The following is a 15,098-nucleotide window of genomic DNA, read 5'->3' as shown; positions in this document are numbered from 1 at the left end:
AGATGATCTATTCGATTTCAAAGTTCGTTTTTTCAGAAACCCCATTACCACTGATGGTAATGGAATAGGCCCCTTTTGGCAAATAGGTCTTGCCGTTTTTGGCTTCGGTCAATCGCATTTTGTTCTTTTTCAAAAAGTTCTTCTTGCCCGCTTTGGTAAAAGCCACATCGTACGATAGCACGTTCATTCCGCGATGGGCATCAAGGCTTACCGCACTGACTTCAACTCCATTCGCGGTCTGCACGGAGGCTGTGTAGGTACCGCCCTTGGCGGCGAAGAAGCTGAGGTCGACCCCAGGGGTATTCGGGTTGCCCCAACTGCTCCAACTAGTTCCCCAGCGAGCTGAATGTTTGATGTTCTCCAGGGCGAATAGATGCAATGCCTTGCCCATGACCCCAGCGGTCAATTCTTGTAAATTCGCGATATCGGCCCTGTAAATACTGCGGCCATGGGTGCCGACCACCAAATGTTTGGCCGTAGGTTGGATGACCAAATCGTGAACGGCGACATTGGGCATGCCGTTTTGCATCAACTCCCAACTTGCCCCACGATCCATAGAAGCGTACAATCCGTTGTCGGTGCCTACGAACAACAAGTTTTCATTTGAAGGGTCTTCGACCAGGGCATTGACCGGTGAAGCAGGAATGTTGTTGGTGATATTCTTCCAACTTTTTCCCATATCATCACTGACATAAACATAGGGGGTAAAGTCATCCCAGCGGTAGCCGTTCAAGGTAACATAGACCCGTTCTTTTTTATGTTTCGATGCGGCGACTTCGCTCACCCAAAGGTCTTTCGGGAAACTATCCGAAATCCGTGTCCAGTTGCCCCCACCATTGGTGCTGACATGAACCAGTCCGTCATCACTTCCGACATAAAGCCATCCGAATTTGAAGGGGGATTCCGAAATCGTGGTCAAGGTGCCGTAGGCGACATTCCCTTTTTTGGGTCCTTGGGTCAGGTCTCCTGAAATCGCCTCCCAGTCTTCACCTTGGTTGAGGGATCGGTGTAACTTATTCCCGCCCAGATACAGAATATCTTGGTTATGGCCACTCAATAAAATCGGGGTTTGCCAGTTGAATCGATAAGGGGCCTCACCCAGTTCATGCTTGGGTTGGATGGGGTCGAATTTCTCTTGTGCCAGATCCAAACGGTAATAGTTTCCGAATTGGAATCCGGTATAAACGATATCGGGGTTTCGGTCGTCGATCTGTACCTGCATGCCGTCGCCACCCATAATGCTCTGCCACGGGTTTTTACCGGTTGATTGCCAACGGTTGTCTTCTTTGGAGGTGTGCGCACCTTTCCACACCCCATTGTCTTGAAGCCCCCCATAGATATGGTAGGGTTCTTGGTTATCGACGTTGATCGCATAAAACTGCCCGACCGACGGGGAATTGTTTTTCATCCAATGACCGCCATGATCATAGCTTATGTTGACCCCTCCGTCGTTTCCATTGATCAGATGGCCCGACCGATTCGGATTGACCCAAAGGGCATGGTGGTCGGAGTGCACGTTTTCTTTACTGATCGAAGTATAGGTGTTGCCACCATCCGTTGACATGATCAAGGGCACCCCCGCCAAGTAGATTTTCTCTTTATCACTGGGGTCGACCCTGATTTGGGCGAAATAGTATCCGTAACTATAGAAAAGGTCATCGATGTAATTTTCGTTTTGTTTGGTCCAGCTTGTTCCCGCATCGTCGCTGCGATAGACTTCGGCCCCGATGACCGGGGTATCGAAGAGGGCCGAGTTCGCATTTTCGAGGTATTTGGCCAAGTCAAGCGGTTTCACCGCCCCATCACGCACCATGTTCTTGACATTTTCAGCGCGGTATTTTTCTTGAAACCCGTTCGTCTTTAAATAGGTATTCAGTTTTTTGTCATCGAGGGCCAAGAAGGTCGCTTGGTCCATGGTTTTAAAATCGTCTTTGGTCAGGGCATCCGACTTTTTCGTTTCCGTTTCTTTTTTATCCCGTCTGAACTGGCTGTCATGAACGGCATACACGGTGTTGTCATCGAACACCGCCAAGCCGATGCGGCCAACACCGTCGCCCGTCGGAAAACCGCTATCGGCCGTGCTGACCAAAGTCCAGCTCGCACCACCATCCGTACTTTTATAAATGCCCGAGCCCGCACCATTACCGATAAAATCCCAAGCTTTTCGGTCTTTTTGCCAAGCAGCCGCATATTGGATGTCGAAGTTGTCGGGCGAACAGGCCAGGTCGATGATACCCGTAGCATCGTTGACGAAAAGGGTTTTGGTCCAGCTTGCCCCACCATCGGTGGTTTTGTAAATACCGCGTTCGGAATTGGGGGAGTACAAATGCCCTGTGACGCCCACAACGACTTCATTGGCATCATTGGGGTTGATCAAAATCCTACCGATATGATGGGAGTCCGATAGGCCGACATGTTCCCAGGTTTTGCCGTTATCGGTCGACTTGAGCAATCCGATGCCCGCATAGGAGGAACGCGAGGCATTGTTTTCTCCTGTTCCTGCCCAAAGAATACCGTTTTTCCAGTCAACTGCGATATCCCCTAAATTTTGGGTCACGGCATTGTCCATCACCGGTTCGAATGAAATCCCATTGCTTTGGGTATGCCAAAGTCCACCCGAAGCGTAAGCCACATAGAATTCGTTGGGGTCTTGGGGGTTGACCTCCAGATCGACCACCCGTCCGCTCATAATGGCCGGACCGACGTTGGTCAAGGGAATGTTCTTTACCAACGAGCTTTGCGCCATTTCCGATTTGGCCTCGAGGGCCTTTTGAACGGATTGGGCATCGGTGGCCTGCTGGGCCCATGTGATTTGGGCGGAAAGCAATAGGCTGAAAACAAGGAGTGATCTCATGGAAATATGGTGTTGAATTGAATGTGGAAGGTATGAATTCCACCGTGTAGGAACAAACGTGGAAGTATAGAAAAATTACTACAAAAAAATGAAGAAATGCTAATTATAGACCCTCTATTTTGCGAAATTGATAAAAATAGGTTTAATTTATTGTCAAGTAACCATAAAAACTATAAACATGGAAGAGTATTTGCCGTTGATTATTCAACTAGTTTCAGGAGCTGTCGGAGGCAATCTGGCAGGAAAACTGTTACCGAAATTGAACTTGGGCACCCTTGGTAATTCCATTTCGGGAATTTTAGGCGGGGGACTTGGAGGCTACTTGCTCGGCATGCTCGGTCTTGGCACTGACGGCGGCATGGATGTTTCCGGAATCTTGGGAAGCATCGCCGGTGGTGGTGTCGGTGGCGGCGTCATTATGGCCGTGATCGGAGCGATCAAAGGAGCGATGTCCAAATAATCACGGACCGAACTTTTTTCAGAGGCCCTTCGGGGCCTTTTTTTGTTTTGCGACCGTTGCTCAATTCGCTACATTTGAACAAATAGTCCGACATGAAATACGACCCGATCGATAATGCACTTTTCATCAAGAACCGACAAAAGTTCATGGCGCAAATGCGCCCAAAAAGCATCGCGGTATTCAATTCAAACGATATCTATCCGATCAGTGCCGATAGCACCATGCCTTTCGAGCAACATAGCGACATCTTTTATTTAAGTGGGGCCGATCAAGAGGAAACGATCTTGTTGTTGTTTCCTGAAGCTATGGATCCCAAGCATCGTGAGGTGCTCTTCGTTCGCGAGACCAACGAACATATCGCTGTCTGGGAAGGGGCGAAATTGACCAAAGAAGCTGCTACCCAAGTATCCGGCATTCCTACGATTTATTGGTTGACCGATTTCAAAAAAGTGTTCTTCGATTTGATGACCGAAGCCGAAATCATTTATTTCAATACGAACGAACACTACCGGCAGGCGGTAGAGACCGAAACCCGTGAAGATCGGTTCATCGCGCATTGCAAAAAGGAATTTCCGGCCCATCAAATGGCCAAGAGCAATCCTATCTTACAACGCATCCGAGGGGTCAAGGAAACCCAAGAACTCGATTTGATGCAACAGGCCTGTTCGATTACCGATAAAGGGTTTCGACGTATTTTGGCCTATACGAGACCTGGGGTCTGGGAGTATGAACTTGAGGCGGAGTATTTGCATGAATTCATCCGAAACCGAAGTAAGGGGTTTGCGTATACCCCGATCATCGCATCAGGGGATAATGCGAACGTACTCCACTATATCGAAAACAACCAACAATGCCAAAGCGGCGATTTGATCTTAATGGATGTTGGGGCCGAGTACGCGAATTACTCCAGCGATATGACACGGACGATACCGGTCAACGGTCGGTTCACCGAAAGGCAACGACAGGTTTATGATGCGGTTTTACGTGTGAAGAATGAAGCGACGAAATTGTTGGTGCCCGGAACGATTTGGGCCGAATACCACAAAGAGGTAGGGAAGATCATGACTTCGGAATTACTTGGGCTCGGACTTTTGACCAAGGCGGATGTACAAAATGAAAACCCGGACTGGCCCGCCTATAAGAAGTACTTTATGCACGGTACCAGCCATCATATCGGGCTGGACACCCACGATTACGGTGAACTAAAAACCCCCATGAAGGCCAATATGGTCTTTACGGTCGAACCCGGAATTTATATACCCGATGAAAAAATGGGCATTCGCTTAGAAGACGATGTCGTTATTCAAGAACAGGGTGAACCCTTCAATTTAATGCGGAACATTCCGATCGAAGCTGAGGAAATCGAAGCTTTGATGAACGCTTAGGTCGTCTTTAATCGGCAAAGACCAAACATACCGGCTTTGACAATACGAATTCGTGTAGGAAAGTCAAGCCACCATCCTCTTGATTTCGCTGGAAGACGGTAATCGCATCACTGAATTGATTCGCTACCAGAAGGAACTTTCCAGAAGGATCCATGCAGAAATTTCTTGGCCAATCCCCCTCTACCGAGGTCCTACCGATCAACTCCAAAAGTCCCGAATCACCGGCAACCGAATAGATGACCAAGGTATTCTCACCACGATTGGTGCCGTAAAGAAAACGACCATCAGGTGAAAGGTGGATGTCGGCGCACGCCTTGGGGCCGTCAAAGCCCTCAGCCAAAGTCGCTATGGTTTGTACCGAATGGTATTCTTGTTTGTCATTCTTTTTGAACACGGTAATGGTCGCATTCAATTCGTTAATCACATATAAAATAGACCTATCGGTATTAAAAGTGAAATGCCTAGGTCCTGCCCCATCAGGTAGCGCTATTGAAGCCTGTTTTGCGGCTTGCCATTCCCCTTCGTTAAAAGAATACCGTTGTAGTCGATCCAAGCCCAAATCCGAAACCAACAATCCGTCTTCATTGAATTCGGCTTTATGTACATGGGCGGTTTTAGTCGTGTCCAAGACGTTATGGTCGATGAGTTGACGTTTACCCAAACGGCCATCTTCAGCGAGATCGAAAATGGAAAGATTGCCACCGGTATAGTTCGAAACGGCCAACTGCCCGTCGCTCGCTAAGGCCACATGACAAGGGTGGGCACCTCCGCTTCCCATACTGTTCAGTTCTTTCAAGACCCCTTCCTTCAAACTGAACGCAGTGACACCGCCACCCAGTGAATCGAAATCGGCCGTTTCTTGAACGGCATATAGCATGCTTCGATCATCGGAAATCGCTAAAAACGAAGGGTTGGGTAGAATGGCTTTCAGCTCTAGGGAGTCCAAACTCCCGGTTTCTGGATCGAATTGCAACGAATAGATGCCTTCGCTCGTGCCATCGGTGTAAGTTCCAATATATAGGGTTTCCATAGGGGTCGTTGTTTTTTCACCGCAGGCGGTCATCAAGAGAAGGAGGAGCAAGAGGGATAAAGGTCGTTTCATGGCGAACGGTTTGTTTATCCAAAAATACATGATGTCGGGCATCCCTACTATTTTTATCTTTAAATCGTGGATGCTTCGTCGGTCATTTTGGTGTTGAGTTGCTTGGGTATCGCCCAAGCCCTCTTTTTGTGCGCCTACCTCTTCACCCTCAAGAAAGGAAACCGCAAGGCCCATTGGTTCTTAGGGCTGCTCATTTTGGGATTGACCGTTCGTATCGGCAAATCGATACTGAACACCTATATTGACCTCGAAGCTTGGGAGCGCAACTTGGGCATCGCCGGAATCTTGATGGTCGGCCCGGCATTGTGGCAGTACGGCAAGGCGGTCTTTCATGTCACCGATAATACCAGTTGGCGACCCTTCTACCATTTTTTACCCTACCTACTGTTCAGTTTGTTGTCGGCCCTTATTCCGAACCGCTTCGACCTGGTATCCATGCTTGTGTACTACGCGGTTTTCGCCCATTTATTGGTTTACTTGATTGGTTCGATCCGTCTTTGGCATCGTACGAAACCTACTGCCCAAACGACCGTTTCGAATTGGTACCGTAATCTGATTCTCGGTGTCGCCGTGATTTGGGGATTTTATATCGGTAATGTTTCCGGGTTCATCCCATTCTATATCGGGGGGGCTATTTGCTATACCTTTTTGGTCTATGTATTTTCATTTCTGCTTTTGCGGAAGCACAGTTTCCAATTGGAAAAATACCAAGGCCGGAAAATGGACCGTTCGATCGCTGATGCCTTGCTCCGAAAATTGGATGCGCTTTTTAAAACGGATGCTGTTTATCTGAACCAGAAGGTATCCTTGGCCGAAGTTGCCCGATCGATCGATACGGCACCCAAGACCTTGTCTCGGGTTATCAACGAACGGACGGGCCAGAATTTTTCAGACTTCCTGAATACGTATCGGATCGAAACCGCCAAGAATCGTTTGGTCGATCCCGCATATCGCAATGATAAGATCGCATCGATCGCTTATGACTCGGGCTTTAACAATGTCACTTCGTTTAATACAGCTTTTAAGGAGCATACGAAAATGACCCCATCGGCCTATCGTCAAAAATTCGGTTGATGACATAAAATCGTTTTAAGAATCGTGATTCTTAAAGGCGATACCGGTTTTTCACCGCTCTTTTGTGCTAAAACCAAATCATGCGAAGTCTTGTTTTAGTCCTAGCGTCCCTCCATCTTTATTCATGTGCGCCAAACGACACCCAACGCAATGGGTTGCAGGCTGTACGTGCAGAAAAACAGCTGGTCTTCGAGGGCCTGAATCGTCCTTGGAGTATGGCCTTCCTTTCTGAAGAAGAGGCCTTGGTCACCGAAAAGAACGGTGACTTGGTTCGTGTAAACCTATCAAGCGGAACGAAAACCGTCATTGAGGGGTTTCCCACCGATTTGACCGATAGTATCGGTACGGTTCATATTGGTGACAACTCTGGAATGTATGAAGTGCTCAAGCATCCCGATTTCAAAGAGAACCAACGTATTTTCCTTTCGTATGCTGCCAAAAAACCAGGGGTCGGAAAGACCACAAAATATATCAGTGCCCGCTTGCAAGGGGATCGACTGACCGATATACGAACGATCTTGATCGCCACACCTTATACGGACGGCAACTACCACTATGGCGGTGGTATGGCGATCGGGGCCGATAACGCCTTGTACCTAACTGTTGGCGAGCGGCTTTTTTGGGAGCATGATGAACCGGAAATACCCATTGCCCAAGATATAACCGACCCTCGGGGTAAAATCCATCGTTTCAATTTGGACGGAAGTATCCCGGATGACAACCCCGATTTTGGAAGCGAAGCCGTACCCAGCTTATATGCGGTGGGCATTCGAAATACCCAAGGAATTGCCTTGCATCCAGAAACCGGTCAGCTCTGGTTTACAGAACACGGCACCATACAAGGGGATGAGCTCAATATACTGTACCCCAAAGCGAACTATGGGTGGCCAAACGTGACCTCGGGTAAATTGCGGAGCGCCGATTATAAACCACCTTCGATCGAAGGGGCCACCTTTACCGACCCTCATTGGTTTTGGCTGCATACGGTAGCCCCGACCGGACTCTGTTTCTACACGGGTGACGAATTCCCGAATTGGAAAGGGGATCTTTTTGTGCCCGGTCTATCACGGGGAAGTCTGTGGCGTTTCCAAATGGAGGGTGACACATTGAAAAGTGCCGAGGAACTGTTTCTTGACAGCCGGGTACGGTCGCGAAAAGTGGTGCAGAGTCCCGATGGAAAATTATATCTCCTGACCGATAATGAGAACGGTCAGATCATTCGGATTCGACCCAAACAACGAACAACAACAATCAAATAAAACAGTCATGAAAAAAACAATGTCCCTTTTTTGCTTCTTGTTCACAGTGCTTTGTAGTGCCCAAACGGAGGTCGAGGCCATACAAAAAACCCTAATGGCCTATATCAATGGCTCTGCCTACAACGATGGTGAATTGATACAATCCGCATTTTATGCCGAAGCCGACCTTTTTCTTTCCAAAGAAGGACAAGAGCTATACATCCTTAACCCGAAAAGCTATTCGGATCTTTTCGCCAATAGGGCCAAGGGCGAATTCAACGGTCGTGAGGGCACCGTCCTTTCTATCGATTATGCCAACGATATCGCCATGGCAAAGGCGGAAATCAAGATTCCGTCACGAAAGCTCTATTTCATCGATATCTTTTTGTTGAAGAAACTCGCCGGAGAGTGGAAGATCATCAGCAAGGCGGCTACCCAGCGCGTCGATTAGGTTTTGGAAACGCCCATGAGGTTGGTTTTGATTTCTTTTCGCAAATAGGCCCCGGTAACCAGGGTCGCCAATACGTCGGCAATAGGAAAAGAAAGCCACACCCCCAACTCTCCCCAGAAACCGGGTAAGATGAGGATCAGCGGGATAAAGAAGAACCCTTGTCGGGTCAAGGTCAAGAGCAAGGCGGGAATCGCCTTTCCAATGGCTTGAAAATATGCGGCCCCGATCAGCTGAAGCGCGATGATCGGTGTAGCGGCGAATACCAAACGCATGGCCAATGGGGCATGCGATAGCACAAAGGCGTTCGTCTCTAGTTCGGCCATGGGCAGGTCGGAACGACTGCTCAAAAACAGTGAGGCGATTTCGGCAGGGAAGAGCATGAGCAGCGCAAAGACCAAACTGGCTACCAAGGCGGCGTATTTGATCGCGGTATAGATCGATTTCTTGACCCGTTCGTAATGTTGTGCGCCATAATTGTAACCGGCGATGGGCAAGAAACCTTGGGTGACCCCAAAAACGGGAAAAAGGGCGAACATCAACATGCGGCCGATGATGGCGTAGACGGCGATCATCGATTCCCCTCCGAGATTGAAAAGGATATTGTTCAGCAATAAATAGGTCACACTGGTTACGGCTTGGCGTGATAGGGTAACGAAGCCCAATGAACCGATTTCCTTTAAAAGGGGTAGGCGGAACCGAAAATGGGACCATCCGATTTTCAACTCCGAATTTTTCGATAGAAAAAAATACAGGATGTAGGCAAAGCACAACAAATAGCCAGCGGTGGTGGCCCAGGCCGCCCCATGCATGCCCCAATCGAAAACATAGATGAAGAGGTAATCCAAAAAAAGGTTGCCCACTGAAGGAATGATCATGGCCGTCATCGCGAACTTCGGTTTTCCTTCGGCCCGGATCACCGTATTCCCCATCATACAAAGGGCCAGAAAAGGAACCCCGTACAGCACGATAACATAATAGATCTTGGCAGGTTCGAAGATTCGGCCTTTACCCCCGAATGCAGGGATCAAATCATCGGCATAGGCCAGACCCAAAGCCACCAAAGCGATGGTCAATACCAAAGTAAGACTGATTTGGTTGCCGAAGGTTTGCAGGGCCTTGCTTTTGTTCGCTGCCCCCAAGGCCCGTGAAATGATGCTTGAACCCCCGATACCGATGGCCATACCCAATGCGGCGATAAAAAACGAAACGGGCAAGACCACGTTGATGGCAGCGATGGCCATAGAGCCGATCCAATTGCCAACGAAGATGGTATCGACCAACACGTTCAACGACATGACCAAAATACCGATCGATGCAGGCACGGCCTGTTTGACCAGTAGCTTTCCGATGGGTTCTACCCCAAGTTGATCCGATGTGGTTTTGGCCATTTCGATTGCTGTTTTAACCCGATGGGATAGCTGCTCCGAACCGTCCTTTTTTTGCCGTTGGTCCTAGCTGTGCTTAAACCGGAAGTTGGGCCTCTTTTTCCCAAGAACCGATCCATTGGGCCATCAATTCGACCCATTCTTGACGATCGTTCAAACAAGGAATGTGGATGTAGTCAGTTCCGCCGGCCTCCTCGAATTGTTCCTTGCCCTCCATGGCGATTTCTTCCAAGGTCTCGAGGCAATCACTCACAAAAGCAGGGGTTATGACGGCCAAACGGCTTTTACCTTCTTTCGCCAAACGCTCGAATTCAAAATCGGTATAGGGTTTCAACCACGGATCTCCAGCCAGTCGGGATTGGAAAGAGGTGCTCACCTTAGCCTTATCGAGCCCAAGCTGTTGGGTGACCAATTCAGTGGTGTCATAACACTGATGGCGATAACAGCTATGGTGTGCCACTGAGTTCGTCGAACAACATTGGCCGTCGATTTTACAGTGGAATTTGGTTGGGTCCGATTTTCTAATGTGCCGCTCCGGAATGCCGTGATACGAAAAGAGGATGTGGTCGTATTCGAAATCACGAAGGCTTTCGGAGATACTGTCTGAAAGGACCTTGACGTAATCCTTGTTTTTATAAAAAGCGGGCATGGTGGTCACCTTCATTTCAGGAAAAAGGGCCTGTTGTACTTCGAGGGCCTTAACGACCACGGTTTCGTAAGACGACATGGCGTAATGTGGATACAAAGGAACCAATAATACCTCATCGACATTTTGGTCTTGTAATTCTTGCAAGCCTTCCTTGATACTCATCGAACCGTAACGCATGCCCAGGGCCACGGGCAGCTCGGTAAGCTCACGGAGTTTTTTCGTGAAGCGTTTGGATATGACGATCAAGGGAGAGCCTTCATCCCACCAGATTTTTTGATAGGCCTTGGCCGATTTTTTAGGTCGGGTCTGTAAAATGATACCCCGAACCAACAAATTCCGTAAAAGGGGAGGAACGTCAATGACCCGTTCATCCATCAAGAATTGATCCAAATACGGTTTTACATCTTTGGCGGTGGGGCTGTCGGGAGAGCCCAGATTCACCAATAACACTCCTTTTTGCACAGCGTTGGAAATTTTGCCGCTAAAATACAACTTGACAATGAGTTGCGAATTTATTTTCAACACAACTTTTCTTATTGATTCATAGAGAATGTCAATTGGCGATTTGATTGTATTTTTAGGTGATGAAAAAAGAGGGACTTTTAGGATTTGCCATGACCGTTATGGTTTGGGGATGGGGTCAGACGACATTTCTTCCTGAAGATCGGATGTTGTTCGAAGCGAATTTGACACAATTGGCCCAACTCGATAACCCCAAGGATCTTTCAGAGATCGGGAAGCATTTTCTCGGAACGCCGTATGTGGAAAAAACCCTTGAAATCGGAACAACGGAAACCGTCGTCGTGAACCTGAGAGGCTTTGATTGCACCACTTTTGTAGAGAACACTTTGGCCTTCGCGCAGCTTTTGGGCCAAGAGGAACAGGACTTTGATTCCTTTGCCAAAACTTTGGAAACCATTCGGTATAAAAATGGCAACCTCAATGGTTATGCCTCTCGCCTACATTACTTTACGGATTGGATCCGGACCAATGCCCAAAAGGGCCTCGTACGTGATATCACTGCCGAACTCGGCGGAGTGATCTTGGAGAAACCCATTGATTTCATGGGATCGCATCGTGAGCTCTATCCTTTTCTTGCCGATGAGACCAATTACCAAGGAATTTTGGCTATGGAAAAAGAATTGGCCAAAGAACCACTTTGTTACCTGCCCCAAGATGCCATTGCAGCCCAAGAAAACCTGCTGCGTTCAGGCGATATTATCGCCTTAACTACCTCGATCAATGGGCTCGATGTCACCCATACCGGAATCGCCATACGGCAAGCCGACGGCCGCATCCATTTGTTGCATGCGAGCAGTTCAGGTGCGGTCGTGATTACCGAAACCCCGTTGGTAACGTATTTGAAAAAAGTCAAGGGTAATATCGGGATTATGGTGGCCCGACCTATGTTTTAATATACTCGTTATAAATCGCGATGGGGACCAATCCGGTCCACCCACAAAAATCAAGCTTGGCGGGCATGCCATACGAGATCAGATCTGGGGCATAATTTTCCCAAAAGGTGTCCGTGGCTTCGAATACTTCGGCAACGGCCGCATAGGTTTTTTCGGCCAGGTCTTGGGCCAAATCGTGTTTGCCAACCGCTGTCAATCCTTTGATGACCATATAGGAAGTCGGCGCCCAAACACCGCCCAACCAATAGTCGCCCCAGCCTTTGTAATCAGGGTCGGCAGCTGAAAGCGCGGGCAAGGGGGTTTTGCGATAAAATTCGTCTGGGTTGGTCAAATGGGCCAAAAAGGCTTCCATCTTTTCTTCGGGAACAAGCTCCCCCAAAAGCGTCCAATACATCCCGATATGTTTACGGGGCACTTGTTCACCGAACCCAAGATCATAATAAAAAGCATCGGTTTCGTTCCAACACAATCGATTCAAGGCCTCTTTGACTTCGGTATGAAAAGCGTCGTAGGCAGCGATGTCATCACTGGCCCCGATTTCCTGAGCGATGAACTTGAGTTGTAAGGCGAACATGGCCATTTGCGCAGTAAAATCAACCAATCTGCCTTGTTTGTTCCAGACGCCTTGAAGGGTGTCTACATAGTCGGTAATGAACATATTGAGTCGCTCTTCAGCGGTCGAACCGCCCATCTTGCCCAATTTTTCGCCCAACTCGTGATGGGTCATGCCATTGCCTTCATCGGTAGTCCATCCTCGAGGTGAACGGGGAATGTTGTCCATACCCATGCCTAGGGTATCGCCCCAGAAAAGTCGGTCTTCCCCCTGGTAGCGGGCGATGTGGAATTCAAAGTTCTTTTTTAGGATCGGATAGGCATATCGTAACCGGTCCTTATCCTTTTTGACCGCAAAGATCTCGGTTTCGGCCAGGGCCAAAAGGGGCGGGTTGATCGAAACCGGATGGTCTTTTGACCACAAGGGTTCTCCATTTTTTCGGTATTCGCGACAGATATATCCGTCGGCATCCATTCGATCATAGAAATTGTCCAAGGCCTGGTATACCGGCAATTCATCCAAATGGTATTTGGCGAAACAGACGATAAAACAACTGTCCCACAAAAAGATATTGTCCGAAAAAGCGGCATCGACAAATGGTTTTTTGAAAAAAGGCTCACTGTCACCACCCCTTACTTTTCGTTTGGTGATGGCCAATGCCTTGGCATACATGCGTTCACTCAGTTCAGGGCTTACGGTAAATCCTTGGTCTTGTTTTTCCATGTGACCGCTCGGGTTGCTTGTATTTTGACAGGAAACCAAGGTGCCTGCGGCAAGGGTGCCCATGCCCAGGGTTTGGTTGAATTTTCGTCTATCCATTTCTTATTCTATGATTTCCTTTCGGCCGACACACCATAAGATGGCGCCCAAAAGATGTTCTTGAAAATCGGGTTCGTCAAAAGAAGCTTCCGTATGCCCCCCGCCGGTGTAATACGCCCGTCCGCCTTCGAATTCATGGTACCAGGCGATAGGATGGTTCGCCCCGTTGGTGCCCCCTTCATAACTCATTTCGTCAAGGTTCATCACGATGGAAACATCGGGGTTTAGGTTTTTGTAGTTGTACCATTCGTCATTTCGCGACCAACTTTCGCTAAGGTGGGCGGTAGAACGATGGGTTCGGTCAACCACTTCGATTCGGGCTTGGCGTACGTTGGGGTTATTGGGGTGGCTCTCAAAATAGCCCCCGACCAACCGGCCGTACCATGGCCAATCGTATTCGGTATCCGCCGCAGCGTGTATGCCCATAAAGCTGCCCCCACTGCGAATATAATTTTCGAACGCGGCCTGCTGTTCGTCGTTGAGCACGTCCATGGTAGTGCTCAGAAAGATGACCAGTTTGTAGTTTTTGAGATTCTGGGCATTAAAGTCTTCGGGGGTTTCGGTCTGGAGTACGATGAACCCATTGTTGCGGCCGATTTGCCTTAAGGTGGCCACCCCTTTTTCAATGGATTGGTGCCGGTAGCCGAGGGTCTTACTGTAGACCAATACCAATTCGGGTATCGGGGCTGAAGGGGCCGTCGCTTCTCCTTGCGCGCAGCATATAAACGGCAGGCAACAACAGAAAAGCAGTAGTTGTTTCAAGAAGTCCATAGCGGGTTTTTAGGCTATTGAAGTTAGGTATTTTTTCGGAGTGGTGCCATACTTCTTTTTGAAGGAAGTGATGAAGTGACTGGCGGTGCTATACCCGACTTTTAAACCGACCTCGTTCACATTGTGTTTTCCGGTTTCGAGCATTTTTCGAGCGACTTCCATTTTGTAGTCGAAAAGAAACCCATAGACCGAATCTCCATAGATCTGTTTGAACCCTTCTTTGAGTTTCTTCAAAGAAAGGCCGATTTCTTCAGAAAGTTCTGCTAAGGTCGGAGGTTCGGCCATCCGTTGGATCATGATTTCCTTGGCTTGTTTGATCTTGCGTACGTTTTCTTCGTCGACCAAGAAAGGACATTGTTCGAGGTCGGCATCCGGGGTGCGGTTAAAGTAAAGCGATATCAATTCATAGACTTTGCCCTTCACATAGAGTTTTTTAATGGAGGGATGCAGGTTGTAGCTCATCAATTGACTTAAGACCACGGCGATACCCGGGGTCAATCGCTCTTGCGAATAGTACTTTTTCTCACTGAACGATTCGTTAAGGAAGGGAATGTAGTCGGCCTGATCCGAGAAAAGCGAATGGAACTTTCGGATGCTCATGATGATCGAAAGTAACCATGCATCAGGACTGAGTTCGGCGTGTAAGGGCAGGTCTTTTTGCGTATTGAATAGCAATAACGAATTCTCTTCGGAAACGGGAAGATGATATGCTCCTTCATTAAAAGAGAATTTCGCGTTTCCCTTTAGCGAAAAATGGAATTGGATATGGGTGCGGTCGATAGGCCGTTCAAAGACCTGATCGGCGCCGGTATCATTTTGGATCTTAAGGACATAGAAGCCTTCTTCGATAAAAACCTCGGTTGCTGAACCGATAGCGATATTTTTTGTTGCGTCCATTGCGGCATCCTGTTATTTAGAGCTATTCTAAATTACTTTAAAGTT

General features: G+C 48.3%; 13 protein-coding genes. 6 read left to right on the top strand and 7 right to left on the bottom strand.

Translation table 11 applies throughout. From position 1 onward, the window contains the following. Positions 1 to 7: 7 nt before the first annotated feature. A complete protein-coding gene (locus ABV409_RS03825; protein ID WP_353876222.1) occupies positions 8 to 2,854 on the bottom strand; it encodes a VPS10 domain-containing protein in 2,847 nt (948 codons plus the stop codon). 178 nt (positions 2,855 to 3,032) lie between these two features. On the opposite strand from ABV409_RS03825, the gene ABV409_RS03820 reads away from it, so the two are divergent. Both ABV409_RS03820 and ABV409_RS03815 read left to right on the top strand, forming a co-directional pair. Next, the gene (locus ABV409_RS03820) at positions 3,033 to 3,314 is read left to right on the top strand and encodes a hypothetical protein (RefSeq protein ID WP_353876221.1); all 282 of its coding nucleotides are present in this window, start codon (positions 3,033 to 3,035) and stop codon (positions 3,312 to 3,314) included. A gap of 92 nt (positions 3,315 to 3,406) precedes the next feature. Continuing rightward, positions 3,407 to 4,699, top strand: a complete 1,293-nt coding sequence (locus ABV409_RS03815) for an aminopeptidase P N-terminal domain-containing protein (protein WP_353876220.1) — start codon at positions 3,407 to 3,409, stop codon at positions 4,697 to 4,699. 7 nt (positions 4,700 to 4,706) lie between these two features. Here the strand turns inward: ABV409_RS03815 and ABV409_RS03810 are convergent, their stop codons facing one another. Beyond that, positions 4,707 to 5,801 (bottom strand): lactonase family protein, encoded by a 1,095-nt coding sequence (locus ABV409_RS03810; protein ID WP_353876219.1) that lies wholly within the window; start codon positions 5,799 to 5,801, stop codon positions 4,707 to 4,709. Positions 5,802 to 5,867: 66 nt separating this feature from the next. Between ABV409_RS03810 and ABV409_RS03805 the strand changes: the two genes are divergently transcribed. From ABV409_RS03805 to ABV409_RS03795, 3 genes are all read left to right on the top strand, one after another. Then, the gene (locus ABV409_RS03805; RefSeq protein WP_353876218.1) at positions 5,868 to 6,875 is read left to right on the top strand and encodes a helix-turn-helix domain-containing protein; all 1,008 of its coding nucleotides are present in this window, start codon (positions 5,868 to 5,870) and stop codon (positions 6,873 to 6,875) included. Positions 6,876 to 6,955: 80 nt separating this feature from the next. Then, positions 6,956 to 8,134 (top strand): PQQ-dependent sugar dehydrogenase, encoded by a 1,179-nt coding sequence (locus ABV409_RS03800; protein WP_353876217.1) that lies wholly within the window; start codon positions 6,956 to 6,958, stop codon positions 8,132 to 8,134. Positions 8,135 to 8,141: 7 nt separating this feature from the next. Next, positions 8,142 to 8,564 carry a nuclear transport factor 2 family protein gene (locus tag ABV409_RS03795; RefSeq protein ID WP_353876216.1) on the top strand — a complete coding sequence of 141 codons (423 nt, stop codon included), beginning with the start codon at positions 8,142 to 8,144 and terminating at the stop codon, positions 8,562 to 8,564. Here ABV409_RS03795 and ABV409_RS03790 read toward each other — a convergent pair. Then, positions 8,561 to 9,952, bottom strand: coding sequence for an MATE family efflux transporter (locus ABV409_RS03790; RefSeq protein WP_353876215.1), 1,392 nt, complete (start codon positions 9,950 to 9,952; stop codon positions 8,561 to 8,563). The genes ABV409_RS03795 and ABV409_RS03790 overlap by 4 nt on opposite strands. Before the next feature lie 73 nt (positions 9,953 to 10,025). Continuing rightward, positions 10,026 to 11,060 carry a ferrochelatase gene (hemH, locus tag ABV409_RS03785; protein ID WP_353876214.1) on the bottom strand — a complete coding sequence of 345 codons (1,035 nt, stop codon included), beginning with the start codon at positions 11,058 to 11,060 and terminating at the stop codon, positions 10,026 to 10,028. Between the two features lie 122 nt (positions 11,061 to 11,182). Here hemH and ABV409_RS03780 point away from each other — a divergent pair, with 122 nt between their 5' ends. Then, the gene (locus ABV409_RS03780) at positions 11,183 to 12,013 is read left to right on the top strand and encodes an N-acetylmuramoyl-L-alanine amidase-like domain-containing protein (protein ID WP_353876213.1); all 831 of its coding nucleotides are present in this window, start codon (positions 11,183 to 11,185) and stop codon (positions 12,011 to 12,013) included. Here the strand turns inward: ABV409_RS03780 and ABV409_RS03775 are convergent. From ABV409_RS03775 to ABV409_RS03765, 3 genes are read right to left on the bottom strand one after another with little or no spacing between them, the layout of a single operon-like run. Then, complete coding sequence (locus tag ABV409_RS03775) at positions 12,003 to 13,385, bottom strand: MGH1-like glycoside hydrolase domain-containing protein (RefSeq protein WP_353876212.1); 1,383 nt, start codon at positions 13,383 to 13,385, stop codon at positions 12,003 to 12,005. The genes ABV409_RS03780 and ABV409_RS03775 overlap by 11 nt on opposite strands. A gap of 3 nt (positions 13,386 to 13,388) precedes the next feature. Next, the gene (locus ABV409_RS03770) at positions 13,389 to 14,156 is read right to left on the bottom strand and encodes a ThuA domain-containing protein (RefSeq protein WP_353876211.1); all 768 of its coding nucleotides are present in this window, start codon (positions 14,154 to 14,156) and stop codon (positions 13,389 to 13,391) included. A gap of 9 nt (positions 14,157 to 14,165) precedes the next feature. After that, a complete protein-coding gene (locus ABV409_RS03765) occupies positions 14,166 to 15,053 on the bottom strand; it encodes an AraC family transcriptional regulator (protein ID WP_353876210.1) in 888 nt (295 codons plus the stop codon). Positions 15,054 to 15,098 lie beyond the last annotated feature (45 nt).

The organism is Flagellimonas algarum (genome assembly GCF_040513375.1).
GTDB classification, from domain to species: Bacteria; Bacteroidota; Bacteroidia; order Flavobacteriales; family Flavobacteriaceae; genus Flagellimonas_B; species Flagellimonas_B algarum.
This window is presented reverse-complemented; position numbering and strand designations above follow the sequence as displayed.